This window comes from Sphingobium sp., assembly GCF_033795625.1.
Classification (GTDB): Bacteria; Pseudomonadota; Alphaproteobacteria; order Sphingomonadales; family Sphingomonadaceae; genus Sphingobium.
On sequence record NZ_JARYGI010000054.1, the window covers coordinates 1 to 16,342 of the forward strand.

The window sequence follows — 16,342 nt, forward strand, 5'->3', positions numbered from 1 at the left end:
ACCAGAGCAGCTTGACCAGATCGCCGCGCTTGCCGCGGAACGCGAACAGCGCGCCCGAGTGCGGACTCTTCTCCAGCACCTGCTGCACCAGCACCGCGAGCCCATCGAACCCCTTGCGCATATCGGTGGCGCCGCAGGCCAGATAGATGCGTGTCGTCGGTGGTAACGGGATCATCGGGCAAGGACGGACATCACCCGTGCCAGCGCATCGGCGTCGACCGCCGCGTCGACGGTGAGCCGCACGCCCGACGGCAGCTCGATCCCGATCTGGCCGCTGCCTGCCAACGCCGCGCTAGGCACAGATACCTCGACCTCGGCGAACGACGGCGTCGGCGTGCGCTTCGCTCCCGTCAGGTCGCCCGCCAGTGCCTGCCGGCGCCACGTATAGAGCATCCCACTGCCGACCGCGTGTCGCTGGCACGTTGCCGAGACCGAGCCGTCAGGGCCGAACGCCTCGCGCAGGATCGACAGCTTCTGATCCACCGACCAGCGACGGCGGCCACCCACGACCTCGATCCGACTGCTCATACGATCACTCATATGACCGGTCGTAAGAGCACTCGCTCCCGACGCTCCGAAATCCTCGCTCATCACCGCTCCTCGCAAAGAGCCGCTATCAGCATCCCCCAGCAGCTTCCCGCAAGGCGGCCTTCAGGACACGGTTACGATCGCATGGCGATGCTTTCCGGAGCTCTGACCTATGATGTGCTGGCTGATTGCGACCTGTTGATCGAAGCGGTGTTCGAGGATCTCGAACTTAAGAAACAGGTGTGCGCAAAGTTGGGCAGCCTTGCGCGCGAGGGGGCGGTAATCGCAACCAATACCTCTACGCTGGACGTGGATGTCCTGGCCCAGGCCAGCGGTAAGCCGTCGGCAATGGTCGGCATGCATTTCTTTAGCCCTGCAAACGTCATGAAACTGCTTGAGGTCGTTCGTGGCGCCAAAACCGATTCCGCCGTGCTGGCGTCCGTGCTCGACCTCGCTGGCCGTATCGGCAAGGTGCCGGTGGTGTCGGGAGTCTGCTACGGATTTATCGGAAACCGCATGGCCGAAGTGTACATGCGGGAAGCCGAGTTCCTGCTGCTGGAGGGCGCAACACCCGCGCAGATCGACGGCGCCATCGAAGCCATGGGTATGGCAATGGGGCCTTGTCGCATGCTCGATATGGCTGGCGTCGATGTCGGTGCGAAAACGGTCATCGAATGGAAAAAGTCGGGGCAGGGACCCCGCGATCCGACTTACCGAGCGATCGTCGACGAGTTGTACAAGGTGGGACGCCATGGACAGAAGGCCGGGGCCGGATATTACGAGTACGATGGCCGCACTCCGATACCGGACCCGAAGGTTGAGCGGTTAGTACGACTCCTCGCGGAACGGTCGGGGATTGAGCAGCGCAGCAATATAGAAGCGAGCGAAATCGTCGAGCGCTTGCTTTACCCGCTCGTCAATGAGGGCTGCAAGATTCTCGAAGAGGGAATTGCGTACCGACCAGGTGACATCGATGTCGTGTGGACCTTTGGCTATGGCTTTCCCAAGCACACTGGCGGGCCGATGTTCTGGGCTGAGACCATGGGCCTGTCGCGTATCGTGGAGAGAATGCGTCATTATTCGGAGGTGCGCGGCAACGACTATGGCTATTGGACGGTATCTCCCCTGCTCGAGAAGGCCGCTGCGAGCGCCACGTCGCTCGCGGAACATCTCCCTGCATCACAACCCTTAACAAGTCAGGATTCATGATGCGCGAAGCCGTCATCGTATCGACCGCGCGCACGCCGATCGGCAAGGCCTATCGCGGCGCGTTCAATAACATCAAGTCGCCATCACTGGTGGGTCATGCCATCGCCCATGCCGTTGAGCGCGCCGGCATCGATCCGCAACGCGTTGAAGACGTGGTGATCGGTACAGTCCTTGCAGCCGGGACTGCGGGCATGAACGTCGCCCGAAGCGGCGCGCTGGCCGCCGGACTCGGCATCGGTGTACCCGCTCAGACAGTCGACCGCCAATGCTCGTCGGGATTGGTAGCGATTGCCGCGGCCGCCAAGCAGATTATCGTCGATGGGATGGACGTGGTTGTCGGCGGAGGCCAGGAGAACATCTCTGCAATTCAGACTCCCTATTTCGAATGGGCATCTCGCGAGCAGGATCCTGAGGTCGTCTCACGTGTCGCACATGCGTATATGCCAATGCTGGAGACGGCCGAGTTCGTTGCGCGCAAATATGGTATCACGCGCGAAGCACAGGACGAATATGCGTTCGAATCCCAGCGGCGGACTGCTGCTGCCCAAGCGGCAGGCCGGTTTTACGCGGAAATTGTGCCTTTGCGATCAGTCAAGGCAGTCACCGACAGGGCGACGCGGGAGACCAGCTATCACGACGTATTGCTCGAGCAGGACGAGGGGAACCGCCCTGAGACGACGATCGAGAGTCTCGCTGCATTGAAGCCGGTGCTGGAAGGCGGCACGGTAACCGCAGGCAATGCCAGTCAATTGTCAGACGGCGCTTCGGCGTGCGTCCTGATGGAGCGCGCGCTCGCAGAGCGTAGCGGATTAGCGCCTTTGGGGCTGTATCGCGGACTTGCGGTAGCAGGCTGCGCTCCTGAAGAAATGGGCATCGGTCCGGTCTTTGCTATCCCCAAATTGCTGAAGCAGCATGGCCTGCGCATCGATGACATTGGCATCTGGGATTTGAACGAGGCGTTCGCGTGTCAGGCGATCTATTGTCGCGACAAGCTGGGCATCGATCCGGCCCGTTACAATGTCGACGGCGGCGGCATCTCCATTGGCCATCCCTACGGCATGACGGGATCACGCGCGGTCGGGCACGCGCTGATCGAGGGCAGGCGGCGCAATGAGCGGTATGTGGTCGTAACCATGTGCGTTGGCGGCGGCATGGGCGCAGCAGCGCTGTTTGAAATCATCTAGTGGCCGGTGCTGTTTGCTGCCTTGCTGGTCCGATCTACCGACGAACTAGAAGGATGAGGGCCGCAGCCGTGGAAGGCCTTTTAGATCAGGGATGCCAAATATTGATCACGTCCGATCATAGCCATGTATGAGGACGTCATCGCGATGCGCGATCGTCAACACTTGCGGAACGTAACCTGGGCTGGGCTGTAGGTCTTACGCAATAGGTCGGTCTATTGCCGTTAGTGGCGCCTTGTCGCGCCGATGGCGATGCCTTAGCTCACGCGCGAATCTCGAACATTCGTGGTCTGCGGTCAGCGCGTTTTGCGAGTGAAGCACGACGCTTTGATTGATGGCCACGTCTGTCAGGCGGCAAAGAGACGCATCGGTAGCTCTTTGATCCCGTACACCCCACGGTTCCGCAACCGGACCGGCTCGTCGGCCTCGATCCGTGCGACCTTGTTCACCAGTGCTTCGAGCATGACCTCCATCTCCATCCGCGCGAGATGCTTGCCTGCGCATAAATGAGGTCCGGCGCTCCAGCTCAGCTGATCGGCCGGGTTGCGTGTGACGTCGAAAAGATCGGGGTCCGGGTATTTTCGCGCGTCGCGGTTTGCGGCTCCGAAGAGGATCATTACGCGTTCTCCCTTTGGGATAAACACGTCGCCTGATACATAATCAGCGGCCGCAAAGCGCGAGAACCACCGCAGGATCGAGGTATGACGCATACCTTCAAAAACTGCGCTTGGGATGAGCGACGGGTCGTTGCGTAGCAGCTCATATTGATCAGGATGCCGCGCCAGATTGTCGAGCAGATTTCCCATCGCATTGATCGTGGTATCAAGGCTTGGCAGCACGAACGCACGCAGGCTCACGCGCGCATCGGCCAGAGACATCCCCTTTTCTCGCACCTGCTGGAATAATTCGGCCGACCACGAACCGGGCCTCAGCGTGTCGGGGTCCAGATCGCGCAGATAGCCGATGACTTCCATGGCGGACTCGAGATCCTCCTTAAGTTCCGGGATCATTTCGCCGTCCTTTTCGATCACGCCCAGGACGTTGAAGCTGGCTGTCGCCCAGCGGATCATCTTCATCCGGTCCTCTGCCGGCAGGCCGACCAGTTCAGAGACGACTTCGACCGGCAGATGATAGGCGATATTCGTGATCGCATCAAACGTGGGCGCGCCCACCAACGTGTCGATCTGTTCGTCGATCAAGGTCCGCAGCCGCTCGCGCATCGGCTTCAACGCGACCGGCGAGAGGTGCTTCATCAGCGGCAAGCGCATACGGCGGTGGCGTTCGCCATCAGAATTAAGAACGCCAGGTTCGGGCACTTTTTGATTGATGAAGCGGTTAAACCCGGTTCCTTCACCGGAAATCAGTATATCGGGTGACTGAAGGGCGTTGGTGACATCCTGAAAGCGGCTGAGCGCCAGTACGTCGGGTTCGCGGAGCCGGACGACCGGGCCAAGCTCGCGAAGCGCCGCATAGTGCGGAAACGGATTGAGGAGCGCGTCTTCGGCGAAGAGGTCATGCTCGTAGACCGGATACTCCTGCGTCATCGTATCAGTGTCAGTCAAGGTGGCAGTCCTTTCCCTCGGGCGTATTATCGCCAGTGTTATAAGCTGCCTGCACGGCACCGAGCAGCGCCCCGAGCGGATGCAGAATAATGTCTCCCGAAAGCCGCTTGACCTGGCAGCGGCAGGAGAAGCCGGTAGCCAGTGCGATGGTGGGAGCGTGTTCGATCCGCTCGCGCCAGCTGAGATCGTACAGTCGCTTGGAAATTGATTGATGCTCTACTTCATGGCCGAACATGCCGGCCATGCCGCAGCACCCTGTCCGAACGGCCTCGCATTCCAAGCCGAAATGCGCGAAGATCGTACGCCAATTGTCCAATGCCTGCGGACGAAGTGCTTGCTCGGAGCAATGGCCGAACAGCCGGAAGGCCGCTGGAGAAGAGGCGATTCCTCCCTTGAGACGCCCGGCTGCGATATCTTCTATCAGGAGTTGCTCGATGCCGGATACGATGGGAGCATGGGGTGCAAATTCGCGATATTCTTGCTCGAACATCAGGCTGGTCGCCGCATCCAGGCCCACCAGCCTCCAGCCACGATCGGAAAAATGTTTTAGGCTGTCCGCCTGATCGCGTGCAATTTTAGCAAAGCGATTGCGCAGGCCGAGCACATACAACGCTTTGCCATTGGCTCTGGCGGGGAGGCGCCGAACGCGATAGCCGAGCGCGGTCAACAGCGTATGGGCGGCTTCGACGAGCGAGCCCTCAAACGTCGACGTGAAGCTATCTTCGACCAGCAGCACATCGCACAATGGTGCGCTGGCATCGGCTGCGTTCCCTTCATGCGTGACGCGGATACGGTCAGTGGCGCCGCGGGGCGAAGGAGCGAAACGTGGTAGATCGACGAAGCCGAGTAGTCGCTCTACCTTTTCGCTCAGTGGATTGTGCGCGACCAGATTGCTGAGCCGCGGCACTCTTCTTCCGAACGTAAGCAGCGGCTCAAGCTGCGCAAGCAGCAAATGCCGGATCGGTCTGCGACGGCGTGAATAGTAGCGCTCGAGAAAGCGCGACTTCATGGTCGGGACATCGACGTTGACCGGACAAAGCGTTGTACAGGCTTTGCACGACAGGCAAGTGGAAAGCGATGCCGCCGCCGCCGCTTCAAGCTGCGCCGCCTCTTCATCCTTGCCTTCTGCGGTGGCCCGGGCCCACCCGCGCAGCAGCGCTGCACGCCCCTTGGGAGACTGTGCCCGATCGCGTGTCGCCTTGTAGGATGGACACATTAGATCAAGCTGATCCCACGAGAAGCACGCGCCATTGCCGTTGCAGGCGACCGCACGATCGAATGCCTGCATTTCCCGCTCGCCGATCAGCCGGTCGTGTTCTCCGCGCAACGGGATCTGGTCAATGCGATCAACCTGTCGTCGAGGATCGGAAGAGGCGAGCTTGCCGGGGTTGAGCATGTTGAGCGGATCGAATGCGCGTTTCAGCGCAACCAACTCGGGGTAGAGCGTTTCGCCAAAGAAGAAGGGGGAATATTCGCCGCGGAAGCCCCGGCCGTGCTCCCCCCATAACAATCCGCCGTAGGATTTGGTCAGCTTCGCCACGCCATCGGAGACAGGCCGGATCACCGATGCCTGTTGGGGGTCTTTGAGGTCGAGGAACGGGCGCACATGAAGGCAACCGACATCCGCATGCCCGAACATGCCGTACGTCATGCCATGTGCGTCGAGCAAGGCGCGAAAATCCGAAACATAGTCGGCAAGCCGATCCGGTGGGACCGCCGTATCCTCAACGAATGGGATGCCCTGCCGTCCGCCACCCAGCCGGGCGAGCAGCCCGACAGCCTTTTCGCGGAGCGTCCAGAGCCGCCGGATCAAACCGGGATCTCGCACAATCTTGGAATCAATGAGCGAAGGCGCGGATTGCGATGCCGCCTCCTCCAGCCTTCCAAGGCCGTTTGCCACCTCGTCGGGACTGCCGGAATATTCGACAAAGCTGATAGCGCGAACCGGGACGTCCCGATTTTCACCCAGTACCTCGCTAATGCCGTTCCAGATGATATCGGTTCGCGCCACCTTGACAACATTGTCGTCAAGAATTTCGACAGCGACCGGATCGGTAGCCAGTAGCCGCTCGACATCGCGCAGGCCCCCGTCGAAGCTGGCGTATCGCAACACTGCGAGTGCCTTGGTACTGGGGATGGGGATCACACGCAGGCGCGCAGCCTTGGTGATGGCGAGCGTGCCTTCCGAACCCGACAGAATAGGTGTGAGCGAGAACCGATCGGCATTGATGTCGATCGTCTTTTCGAGATTGTAGCCGGTGAGGCCGCGGTTCATTTTGGGAAAGACGCGACCAATCTCTTCCCGATGGTCGGTTACGATGCGCATCGCCTCACGGTGAATGTCGCCGATCACATCTGCGCGAGCGCCTAATGTCCGCGCTTCGCCGATGGGCATCGCTGCGGCGGTCCAGTCGTCCCCGTTGGCCAGGACGACCTCGAGTTCCTCAACATAATCCGACGTTTTGCCGTAGCGACGCGAGCCCTTACCCGACGCATCGGTTGCAATCATACCTCCGATGGTCGCGCGGCTTGCGGTAGAGACCATGGGGGGAAAGAACAGCCCGTGGTTAGCCAGCAACGCATTGAGCTGGTCGAGCACCACGCCAGGCTCGACGAGGACCGTGCCACCGGCTGCATCGACGTCCAAAGCTAAAACGCGTGTCATGTATCTCGCGAAATCGACTATCACGCCTTCGCTCAGCGACTGGCCGTTCGTCCCGGTGTTGCCGCCACGCGGGCACAGTTCGATCACCGCGCCTTCTACGTCGGCGGCTGCCCTGACGATCCGGTTCACGTCTGAGCCCGTGCGCGGGTATACGATCGCCCGCGGCCTTACCTGATAGATGGAATTGTCGGTCGAGGCGACTTCGCGTGCGCCAAGACTGAATTCCATATCCCCTTCGAACCCGGCCGCTTGCAGCCGTGCTCTGAACTCGTCGATTACGGCGTCATGAAGAACCGCTGCTGTCATCAGACTTCGGGACTGTTCACTGTGTAAGACGCCAATTCGTTCCTGAGCTCTGCGAGTGATTGATCCTGCATGCTCGCGTACAGCTCAAACGGATCGGAGACTGTAGCGCCCAGCGCTGCCTCAAACGATGCCTGCGCAGCGGCCGCTGAATAGGCGGGCTGCTCCTCGCCGCCGAGATTCGACTGGAATATCCCTGCAGCGCTGACCGGAAGGAAATCCTCATAGGTAATAGGATGCGCCTCAACTGCGCCTGCGGCAATCAGCGCCGGCAGGTCGAAAGTTCCGGCGGAAGCGCGCGCGCCGTCGACGAGCTTGTAACGAAAATATGCCAGGTCCATCTCCCGCAACGACACCTCATCATCCGGAAAACCGGCGAACGCCGCAGCCATTTTTCGATCATGAGTCTCACCAGTCTCCGTTGGCCCGGTGCGCGCTTTTTCTAATAACTCGTCATAAAGGGCTCGCCCACGCGGCGTCAGTGCCGCGCCGCGCTGTTCGATCTCGCCGAACCTCGCCGTGTGGCTGCCCACTTCCCGGCCATCAGTTCCTTGGAAGGAGATGCTTTCCTCTAGCGCCTTGAAGCTGGTTTGCCGCAGCAAGATTGGCACGCGTCGCCGCGGCGGACCTTCGATGACCGACTTTGCTCCTATGCCGCGCCGTTCCATCTCCGATTGCGCGGCGTCGATGTCCAGCGTCCGTGGTGTCAGATGGTTGATATGCGGGCCCTTGAAACAGACAATATCCGCCACGAGGCGATGCACATTCTGGAGCTTCGAATAGGTTTCTGCGTCAACCAGCGCGTCATTCTGCCATCTGAACGTCTCCACGGCAGCGGTGACGAAGCGCTGGGCCTCGGTGGCATCCAGCCCGCCGACATTCTCATAATGCTCGATCAGCGCATTCATCGCATCACGGTTCTGCTCGCGCAGCGTTGCTGTCAGAAATCGCTCGTCATTAGTCAGTTCAGGTGCCCCTATTGCATGACAAAGTCGGTGATAACTCTCATTACCGACCGTTGAGAGCGTGAAATAGCCGTCGCTTGATTTGTACACGCCGGTCGGCACAATTTGGGGATGATCATTGCCCCGCTGCTGCGGCACACGCTTGTCCATTAGCCAGGACATGGCCTGATAGTCGAGCATCATGATCTGTGACGACAGCAGGTTGGTCTGTACCCATTGACCTTTTCCCGACTGTTCGCGCTCAATCAGCGCGATCACCGTTCCTAACGCCGCGAACACGCCTGCGGACATGTCGGCCGGCGACATGCCGATGCGCATCGGGCCTTGTCCGGCCTCGCCCGTAAGCCACATCAGGCCGCCCATCCCTTGGGCGATCAGGTCGAAGCCGGGCCGCTTTCGATAGGGGCCGGTTTCGCCAAAGGCGGAAATCGACGTGTAGATGATCCTGGGGTTGATCGCCGCCAGGCTCTCGTAATCGATGCCAAGCCGAAATTTGACGTCGGGGCGAAAGTTCTCGACAACAACATCCGCGGTCTCAGCGAGCTTCTTGATCACCGCAATGCCTTCAGGCGACTTTAGGTTGACCGTAATCCCGCGCTTGTTTCGTTGTGCGTTGACATAGTCGGACGAATGACGGTTATCGCCCATCGGATCCCCTCCGCCATCGGTTCGTTCGACCTTGATCACGTCCGCGCCGAAATCTCCGAAGAACTTCACGCAGGTCGGTCCTGCACGAACGCGTGACAGGTCGAGAATTCGAAGGTGGGAGAACGGCAGATTTGACATCATCAACGGCCTTTGAACTGTGGCTCGCGCTTCTCGGCGAAAGCGGTCATTCCCTCGAGATAGTCTTCGCTCGCGAAACAAGCGGCGATCAGATCCTTGCACAGCGCAAGATCGGCGTCGGGCCGGATTTTTGTGAGTTCGCGAATGGTGCGCTTTGCGGCCTGAACGGTCAGCGGTGCATTTCGCGCAATATCGGCGACGTAGCGGCCGACCTGGGCCGCAAACTGGTCCGGCGGATAAATCCGATTGACCAAACCCATTTGAAGCGCCTCTTCTGCCGAAAAACGCCGGGCGCTGACCAACATGTCGGTCGCGACCGGCACGCTCACTGCGTCAAGGAGGTGCTTGATGTTTGTCGCTCCATAACCCAGGCCGAGACGCGCTGCGGGTATCGCAAACTGGCTGCCTATTTCGGCGAGCCGTACATCGCAGCAAAGTGCAAGCGCCATGCCGCCGCCGATGCAAAAACCGGAAATCTTGGCAATTGTCGGAATGGATAAATCATGAAGGGCATTCATGGCGGCTTCCGCGCATCCGTCATAATGCTCAACGTCGACAGGAGAGCGCCGGCTTCCGCGGAATTCCGAAATGTCGGCCCCAGCAACGAACGCCTTGTCGCCGGCGCCTTGTAGGACGAGGCAGCGCACGTCGTCACCAAGCTGTGATAGCTGCTCGCCAAGCTGCTGCCACATCGCGAGTGACATGGCGTTGCGGCGGGCTTCGTTCGATATAGTGATCTGCGCCACTGGACCATCAAGATCCAAGATAACCGTGCCTACATCCATCATCCACACACCTTATTTTCTATTGTTGTACGATATTGTAGGACACGATACAATCGTGAAATCGATCTGCCTCCCTCATTTGCCCGAGGGCGGCGCGACTCTACCCCTAAGCGTGCCCAAGCCATTCGCCTTGACCTCCACTACGTCTCCAGGCGTGAGGAACAGGTCCAACGGCAGCAATCCATCGGCACCAGGCACCGACTTGTCCGCTGCCGTACCCGGGCCAGTTCCGCTGCCGAGCATGTCACCGGGCAAGAGGGTGAAATCGGTGGAAATCTGGGCAAATATCTCACCGAAGCCGAAGATCATGTCGGCGGTGTTGAACCGCTGGCGCAACACGCCGTTTACCCACGTCTCTATGTCACAGTCGGTGGGGTCTACCTCTCCAACGTTGATCCAGGGCCCGATCGACTTTCCCCCGTCGAAGACTTTGTGGCCGTAAAACGCTCGTTGGTTGGCAAAAATATCATGGCGGCGAAGGCTCCAGTCGATTACCAGTGTGGAACCCCATATTCTGTCGGACCACTGGTCGGCGTCGAGGCCCTTGCCTCCCTTGCCCAGGATCACGGCGAGTTCGCCTTCGAAATCGAAGAGGCCGTTTACCCCGTCTGCTCCATTGGGAATAGGGACAGCAGAACCGGGTCCAACCGGTGGTGAGACGACCCAGAAACCGCCTGCCTCACCCTGACGTGATTTCTCGTAGACTTCGCTCGCGGTTATAGGCTTCCCGAAGTTGGTGAAGGCGTCTGCGACATGGTGGGCAAAGTTGTTGCCTGCCATGGCCAATCTGCGCCCTGGAAAAGGTGCGTGAAGCGTGGCTGTGGCAAGCGGTGTGAGAAGGCCAACCCGATCGGACCGTCCGAACTTCTCGATAAGTAGGTCTGCAAGGTCTAGGCCTTCATTCCCGGATTCGATCAAATCGATCAAAGCGCGGAAAATTTGCCCTTTTTCCGGGGCCAGCTTATCGATTCCAGCTGCGCGCTCCAGGTCCAGAATCTGATCGCCGACGATGGCCCCGAGACGAGCTTCGCTTCCGAAAATCGCTAATTTCATCAGGATATCTCCGTGAGGGCAACCCAAGCAGCTGCAGACAAATAGGGGGTAGGACGGTGGGGTTAGCTTTTGCCGTTTTTCGGGAGACGCTTGAATATGAACCCGCCAGCCTGCGACAGACGATCGATCTCTTCCGGTTTGCCACCATTCTTAAGAAGTTTGCGAACCGCTTCCATCGCGCGCTCATGTCCGGCGGGCGCATTGAGCGTGAAAAAACGGGAGTCCGTTGATTCGTTAACGTTTACAAACCCGTGGGTGCAGTTGCGCGGGCAAAACACCATTGCGCCGGGCTCCAGGTCAATCGTCGCGCCTGCGCACGTCATCTGAAGCGATCCGTCGAGGATAAAGAAAAATTCGTCTTCCGTGGGCTGATAATGCGGCGGTGCATTCATTCCGGGCCCGCCTGCAAGGAAGTTGATCATGCCGTGGCCAGCAGTATCGTCGCCACGGATCACTTCGTTGCGGTAGGTCGTCCCTGTCGGTTTGTCGCTCATCTGTTCGGTCGTGATCGTTACTAACCGCGGAATACCGGGCCGACGTTCGAACATCTCGCGAACGCGATCGAGGTCGCCCTCGCCTGAAAATTCAAACTCAAATGGCGGCAATAGCTGATTGGTGAGCGCATCATTTGCCAGCACGACATCGTCGAAGTTAAATCCAAACCTACCCAGAATTTCTTGGTAGACCTTTTCGCCAGCGTCGCCAGTTTCGCGCCAATGTTCGGCGGCCGCCTTGAAGGCAAGGTCCGCGCCCGCTGGTGCATGCACCAAGATAAGGTCGGACGGGCGATTGGATCGATTGCGGAACCCATGTCGAGTAAGGGGAGGGGCATACCCCAGCGTGTAGGGGCCGACGTTCTCAACAAGCCTGCCAATCTGCAGCTCCGCCTCGCCTCCTGTCAGAACGATATAGGTGTGAGCATCGGCGTGGTAGTGCGGGGCGATCCCAGTGCCGGGCGCCAAGGTAAAACGATGCGCGGTGAAGCGTCCGGCTGCCTGTTCGCTCCGAAGAAGTGTGTGGATATCGAAACCGGCCCAGCCCGTCGAGGCAATGTCTCCGGTGCTCGGCACGATGACTGGGACCGCCTCCGCCTTGCTCCAAGCTGCTCGCAACGAGTTGAGATCAGATAATCCACACACCACAGCTTCGATGGGCGGGCGATCCGCCCCGAGCAATGAATCCACGCGTGCATTAGAGACAGGATCAGGCGTCGGCATACGTTCTCCTATGTCTAACAAACTTGTAGGACAATAACAAAACAGGATGCACTTGGCAACTGAGACTGACTTTGATGCGGCCCTTGAAAGTAACTTATTGAAAACGTGCGCTCAAGCGGTGTAACGTTCTAGCTGAGGCTGTCGCCGAACGTATGTCACTCCACGCCAATGCTCTGCAGGGTTCGGCAACCTTATGGCTCGAAGAGCATTGTTGAGTGCCGCCGCCCGCTAAAACATCGGACAAATTTGTATCATTTAATGATCGAAATACTCGTCTGGCAGGTGCTGGATTGCTACGGCCGTCCTGCGGACGAATTTTCTCATAGTCAGTTCAGCGCCATCCCCGTCACGCGCGAGAATATAGTCAAGCACCTTGCGGAACTGTTCGAGTTCTGCCCGTGCTCCCTTGGCGTCGAAGACGACCCGGAATTGTGCGCGGACGACCGAAGCATCATAGCGCGGCATCAATCGAAATAACTCCTGGTTGCACGCGAGCGCGGCAATTGCGTGAAGTATTGAAAAGCGGAGTTGCGCCGACGCGAACGTTTCCCCGGCTTCGATCAGGCGGGACAGCTCCTCTATCGATCCTCGCAATTCAGTCAGATCCTCGGTCGACCTTGAGCGTTCTGCAGCTAGCCGACCGGTGAGGCCGGCAATAGCCTCGGTGATTTCCAATAGATCGCGTACGCCATCACGCGTAAAGCTGCGAATGCGCGCGCCACGATGCAAGCTTGCTGTGGTCAATCCTTCAGCCTCAAGTCGCTGAAGAGCCTCGCGAACCGTGCCCCGACCGACACCGAACCGCTTTGTCAGGTCGCTCTCCACAAGTTTCTGCCCGGGGACGTACCTGCCATCATATAATCCCCGAAGTATTTCGGAAACAATCATATTAACCGAACCTGTTTTTTCGGTAATGCCCGCATCCTGCCCATCAGTTGATGGTTCGGCTTGCACGGGCGGCTCATACCCCGATGCTCCTACTCTGATCAATTCGTCACCCTTTTCGTCACTGGCGCCCAATGCTGGCGAGCTACGGGCCTGAAATCCCGTGGTCACTGACACTGGAACGACCGCCCGCGCAATTGCTAAATTTTGTCCGCGTCCGACGGGTCCGTCCAGCCCCGTTGCGCGGTCCGCCTAAATATCACTAGTCAACGAACTTGCGTTAGGATATATTGTAGGACCATATAGTGCGACAATCGAACGAAGCTGCCGCGGAGAGATTATGACTGAAATTGAAGTTGAGGTTCTGGTGGTCGGAGCTGGCCCATCCGGACTGACTGCTGCACTTGCACTGGCCCGGCACGGCGTGAAGGTTATGGCGATTTCCAAGTATCGCGGTCCGGCTAACACGCCGCGGGCGCACATTACCAATCAGCGGACGCTGGAGGTGTTCAAAGATCTCGGGATCGAGGAGCGGATACGCTCTGCTGGCTGGCCGCTTTCCTATTTAAGCCACAACGTGCTCGCGACGTCACTCGCTGGACTGGAGATTGCGCGGTACCGCAGCTATGGGACTGGACCTGACCGTCTTTCGGAATATGCCTTGGCGAGCCCATGCCCTCCGATAAACTGCCAGCAGCACGTAATGGAACCCATTCTTCGCGACGCAGTGATCGAGCAGGGCGCCGATGTTCGATACGGCTATGAACTGGTCGAGATCAGTCAGACGGCCGATTTGGTCACCGCACGCATCGTCGAGCGTGATACAGGCGAAGAACTCATCGTTCGCGCGCGCTACGCTATCGGCGCCGATGGAGGACGTTCGACCGTAGCGGAAAAGCTCGGCTTCAGCTTTGTCGGTGAACCGGGGCTTCGCAACATGGTCACCAGTTGGCTCGAAGTCGATCTCACGCGCTACGTTGAGCACCGACCTGGCGTTCTATATTGGATTGGTCGACCGGGACATGAGCAGTGGTTCGGCACAGCGAGTTGGGCCTGCGTCAAGCCTTTTACAGAGTGGCTGATGGTACAACCGTGGAGTGATCCAGATGTGCTGCCTTCCGAAGCGGAAGTCATTGATAGGGCACGCCTGACAATCGACGATGGCGACGTTCCGATCAAGGTGAAGTCGATCGGCTCATGGCAGGTCAATAATGTCGTGGCGACCAACTACCGAAATGGCAGCGTGTTCATCTCCGGCGATGCGGCGCATCGGCATCCGCCGGCGGGTGGTCTTGGTACCAATACGTCGGTACAGGACGCGTTCAATCTCGCTTGGAAATTGGCCTATGTCCTGCGAGGCAAGGCAGGCCCCGGTCTGCTCGACAGTTACTCGGCAGAGCGGCAGCCGGTCGGAGCGCATGTGGTGAGCCGCGCAAACGTAAGCTTCGAGAACACGGCCGCCCTCGTCAGTGCGCTTGGATTCACGGAAGGCCAATCAGAAGCTGATGGCTGGGAGGCTATCAGGTCGCTCTATTCGGACGAACCTGGCGCGTCCGAGCGTCGGGATGTGTTGGAAAAAGCGGTCAAGCTGCAAGACTACAGGTCTAATGCGCTGGGTGTCGATCTTGGCCAGCGTTATGCCTCCGGTGCCGTCATCGCCGAGTCAGGACCGTTCCCTGAGCCTTTGGGCGACCCTGAACTGCACTATCGGCCGACCAGCCACAGCGGCGCCCCGTTGCCGCACGCATGGGTCGAGCATGATGGCAAGCAACTCTCAACGCTAGACATTACCGGGCACGGCAACTTCTCTTTGTTGGTCGGCGTCGGTGGAACGCCGTGGAAGCAGGCGGCTGAGCAAGTCGCGACGCGTCTCGGCATCGAACTTCCTGTCCGCGAAGTCGGGCTGCGTTGCGCCTATGACGACGTGAATGGAGACTGGAAGCGAGCGCGTGAAATCGGCGACCATGGGGCGATCTTGGTTCGTCCGGACCGGTTCGTGGCATGGCGCGCACTCGCAGCCTCCAGCACCCCAGAAGTCGATCTCGAAGCGGCCTTGCGTCAGATCCTCGATCGGCCAGCATAGCCGCGCGGACTAACTCGACGCTCTTCCCCGAAATGCGCCTAGTGCATTGATGGCTCGGGCGAAGTGTGTGCGTACCGCATGTTCGGCCGCCCCGTCCTGGCCCGCTAGAACCGCCTTCGCAATTTGCCGATAGTCGATGTGCCGACGCGCGTCGATCTCCTGTAGAAACGACCTGAACTGAACGCGAATTATGTGAATCCGCACGCTCGGTAAGACCAGCTTGAGCTGGTCATTGTTCGCGATAATGGCGAGCGTGCGGTAAAAGCCGCTGCGCGCCAGTGCGAAATCCGGGCCGGTGCTCGCCGGGTCAAAGCTTGCGAGCTTGTCCGCCGCGGCTTCCATCATCACCCGGGCACCCGGTGCGTCAATATTCTGCGCCGCCAGGCGCGCCGCGAGCGCAACCAGCGCTTGTGCCACGACGAGAGTATCCAGCGCCTCATTGACGTTAAGCATCTTGACGCGAGCGCCACGCTGCATCGTGAGATCGACGACGCCGATCGCCGCCAGCTTGTTGAGGGCTTCCCGGACAGGTCCTCGGCTGACGCCGTAAGTCTCGGTCAGACGCGCTTCGAATAACCGCTGTCCCGGACGGTAGCGCTCTTCATATAATCCGCGGACCACATCTCTTACAATCGTGTCCGCGACGCTGCGTTCATTGCCTTCTTGCGTCCCCACGCCGGCGCTCATGTGATCGTCTGGAATGCCACCTACTCCTCAAGAAGGATCCGCAAACTTGCCCAAAGGGCGGCGATCATCTCCGGATCGCCTCACTGCTTGAGGATTCGACCTGCCAGCGACTGCTACCTACATGTCCTCCGGTTGTCGACGGACAAACCAAAAGCCCTCACTTTTGCAAGAGCGGGATCGTCACGTCGCAGCCGGGGTGCGTTGATGTTCGCTGCTGGTCGGCGGCAAGCCGCGCCTTTGATGACACGCCAGTCGTAGGACAGTCCCGCGCGGCATGAATGAGAAGGAACATCACTGCCGATCCCGGTGGCGCATCTTTTCAACGGATTCTCCGCAAGGCACTCCTCCCTTCTTCAACTTAACAGGGTGCGGAAATAGGGTCGTTCGGGGATCGATCTGAGGACTTCGACAGTTTGACGTCGGTCATTTGAAG

General features: G+C 59.3%; 13 protein-coding genes. 3 read left to right on the plus strand and 10 right to left on the minus strand.

Going from position 1 to position 16,342, the window contains the following annotated elements; genetic code table 11:
- A partial coding sequence (tnpB, locus tag QHC67_RS17425) for an IS66 family insertion sequence element accessory protein TnpB (RefSeq protein WP_319296238.1) occupies positions 1-175 on the minus strand: 175 nt, incomplete at its 3' end.
- On the minus strand, positions 172-591 hold the full coding sequence (tnpA, locus tag QHC67_RS17430) for an IS66-like element accessory protein TnpA (protein WP_319296218.1): 420 nt from the start codon (positions 589-591) through the stop codon (positions 172-174). The genes tnpB and tnpA, both read right to left, overlap by 4 nt.
- An 81-nt stretch (positions 592-672) precedes the next feature.
- Between tnpA and QHC67_RS17435 the strand changes: the two genes are divergently transcribed.
- Positions 673-1,737 carry a 3-hydroxyacyl-CoA dehydrogenase gene (locus QHC67_RS17435; protein WP_319296220.1) on the plus strand — a complete coding sequence of 355 codons (1,065 nt, stop codon included), beginning with the start codon at positions 673-675 and terminating at the stop codon, positions 1,735-1,737.
- Positions 1,737-2,921 (plus strand): acetyl-CoA C-acyltransferase, encoded by a 1,185-nt coding sequence (locus tag QHC67_RS17440; RefSeq protein WP_319296239.1) that lies wholly within the window; start codon positions 1,737-1,739, stop codon positions 2,919-2,921. The genes QHC67_RS17435 and QHC67_RS17440 overlap by 1 nt, the downstream gene beginning before the upstream one ends.
- 344 nt (positions 2,922-3,265) lie before the next feature.
- Here QHC67_RS17440 and QHC67_RS17445 read toward each other — a convergent pair whose 3' ends face one another.
- From QHC67_RS17445 to QHC67_RS17475, 7 genes are all read right to left on the minus strand, one after another.
- Positions 3,266-4,480: a cytochrome P450 gene (locus QHC67_RS17445; RefSeq protein ID WP_319296222.1), complete on the minus strand. Its 1,215-nt coding sequence runs from the start codon at positions 4,478-4,480 to the stop codon at positions 3,266-3,268.
- On the minus strand, positions 4,473-7,451 hold the full coding sequence (locus tag QHC67_RS17450) for an FAD-binding and (Fe-S)-binding domain-containing protein (protein WP_319296224.1): 2,979 nt from the start codon (positions 7,449-7,451) through the stop codon (positions 4,473-4,475). Before QHC67_RS17450 ends, QHC67_RS17445 begins: the two co-directional genes overlap by 8 nt.
- Entirely contained in the window at positions 7,451-9,202 is a 1,752-nt protein-coding gene (locus QHC67_RS17455) for a 2-oxoadipate dioxygenase/decarboxylase family protein (protein WP_319296241.1), read from the minus strand. Before QHC67_RS17455 ends, QHC67_RS17450 begins: the two co-directional genes overlap by 1 nt.
- Positions 9,202-9,963 carry an enoyl-CoA hydratase gene (locus tag QHC67_RS17460; protein ID WP_319296226.1) on the minus strand — a complete coding sequence of 254 codons (762 nt, stop codon included), beginning with the start codon at positions 9,961-9,963 and terminating at the stop codon, positions 9,202-9,204. Before QHC67_RS17460 ends, QHC67_RS17455 begins: the two co-directional genes overlap by 1 nt.
- 96 nt (positions 9,964-10,059) lie before the next feature.
- On the minus strand, positions 10,060-11,037 hold the full coding sequence (locus QHC67_RS17465) for a fumarylacetoacetate hydrolase family protein (RefSeq protein WP_319296228.1): 978 nt from the start codon (positions 11,035-11,037) through the stop codon (positions 10,060-10,062).
- A 62-nt stretch (positions 11,038-11,099) separates the two neighbouring features.
- Complete coding sequence (locus QHC67_RS17470; RefSeq protein WP_319296230.1) at positions 11,100-12,254, minus strand: cupin domain-containing protein; 1,155 nt, start codon at positions 12,252-12,254, stop codon at positions 11,100-11,102.
- Positions 12,255-12,509: 255 nt separating this feature from the next.
- Positions 12,510-13,208: a GntR family transcriptional regulator gene (locus QHC67_RS17475; protein ID WP_319296232.1), complete on the minus strand. Its 699-nt coding sequence runs from the start codon at positions 13,206-13,208 to the stop codon at positions 12,510-12,512.
- A 271-nt stretch (positions 13,209-13,479) separates the two neighbouring features.
- Here QHC67_RS17475 and QHC67_RS17480 point away from each other — a divergent pair, with 271 nt between their 5' ends.
- Positions 13,480-15,222: an FAD-dependent monooxygenase gene (locus QHC67_RS17480; RefSeq protein ID WP_319296234.1), complete on the plus strand. Its 1,743-nt coding sequence runs from the start codon at positions 13,480-13,482 to the stop codon at positions 15,220-15,222.
- 9 nt (positions 15,223-15,231) lie between these two features.
- Here the strand turns inward: QHC67_RS17480 and QHC67_RS17485 are convergent, their stop codons facing one another.
- A complete protein-coding gene (locus tag QHC67_RS17485) occupies positions 15,232-15,909 on the minus strand; it encodes a GntR family transcriptional regulator (RefSeq protein WP_319296236.1) in 678 nt (225 codons plus the stop codon).
- Positions 15,910-16,342: the final 433 nt, after the last annotated feature.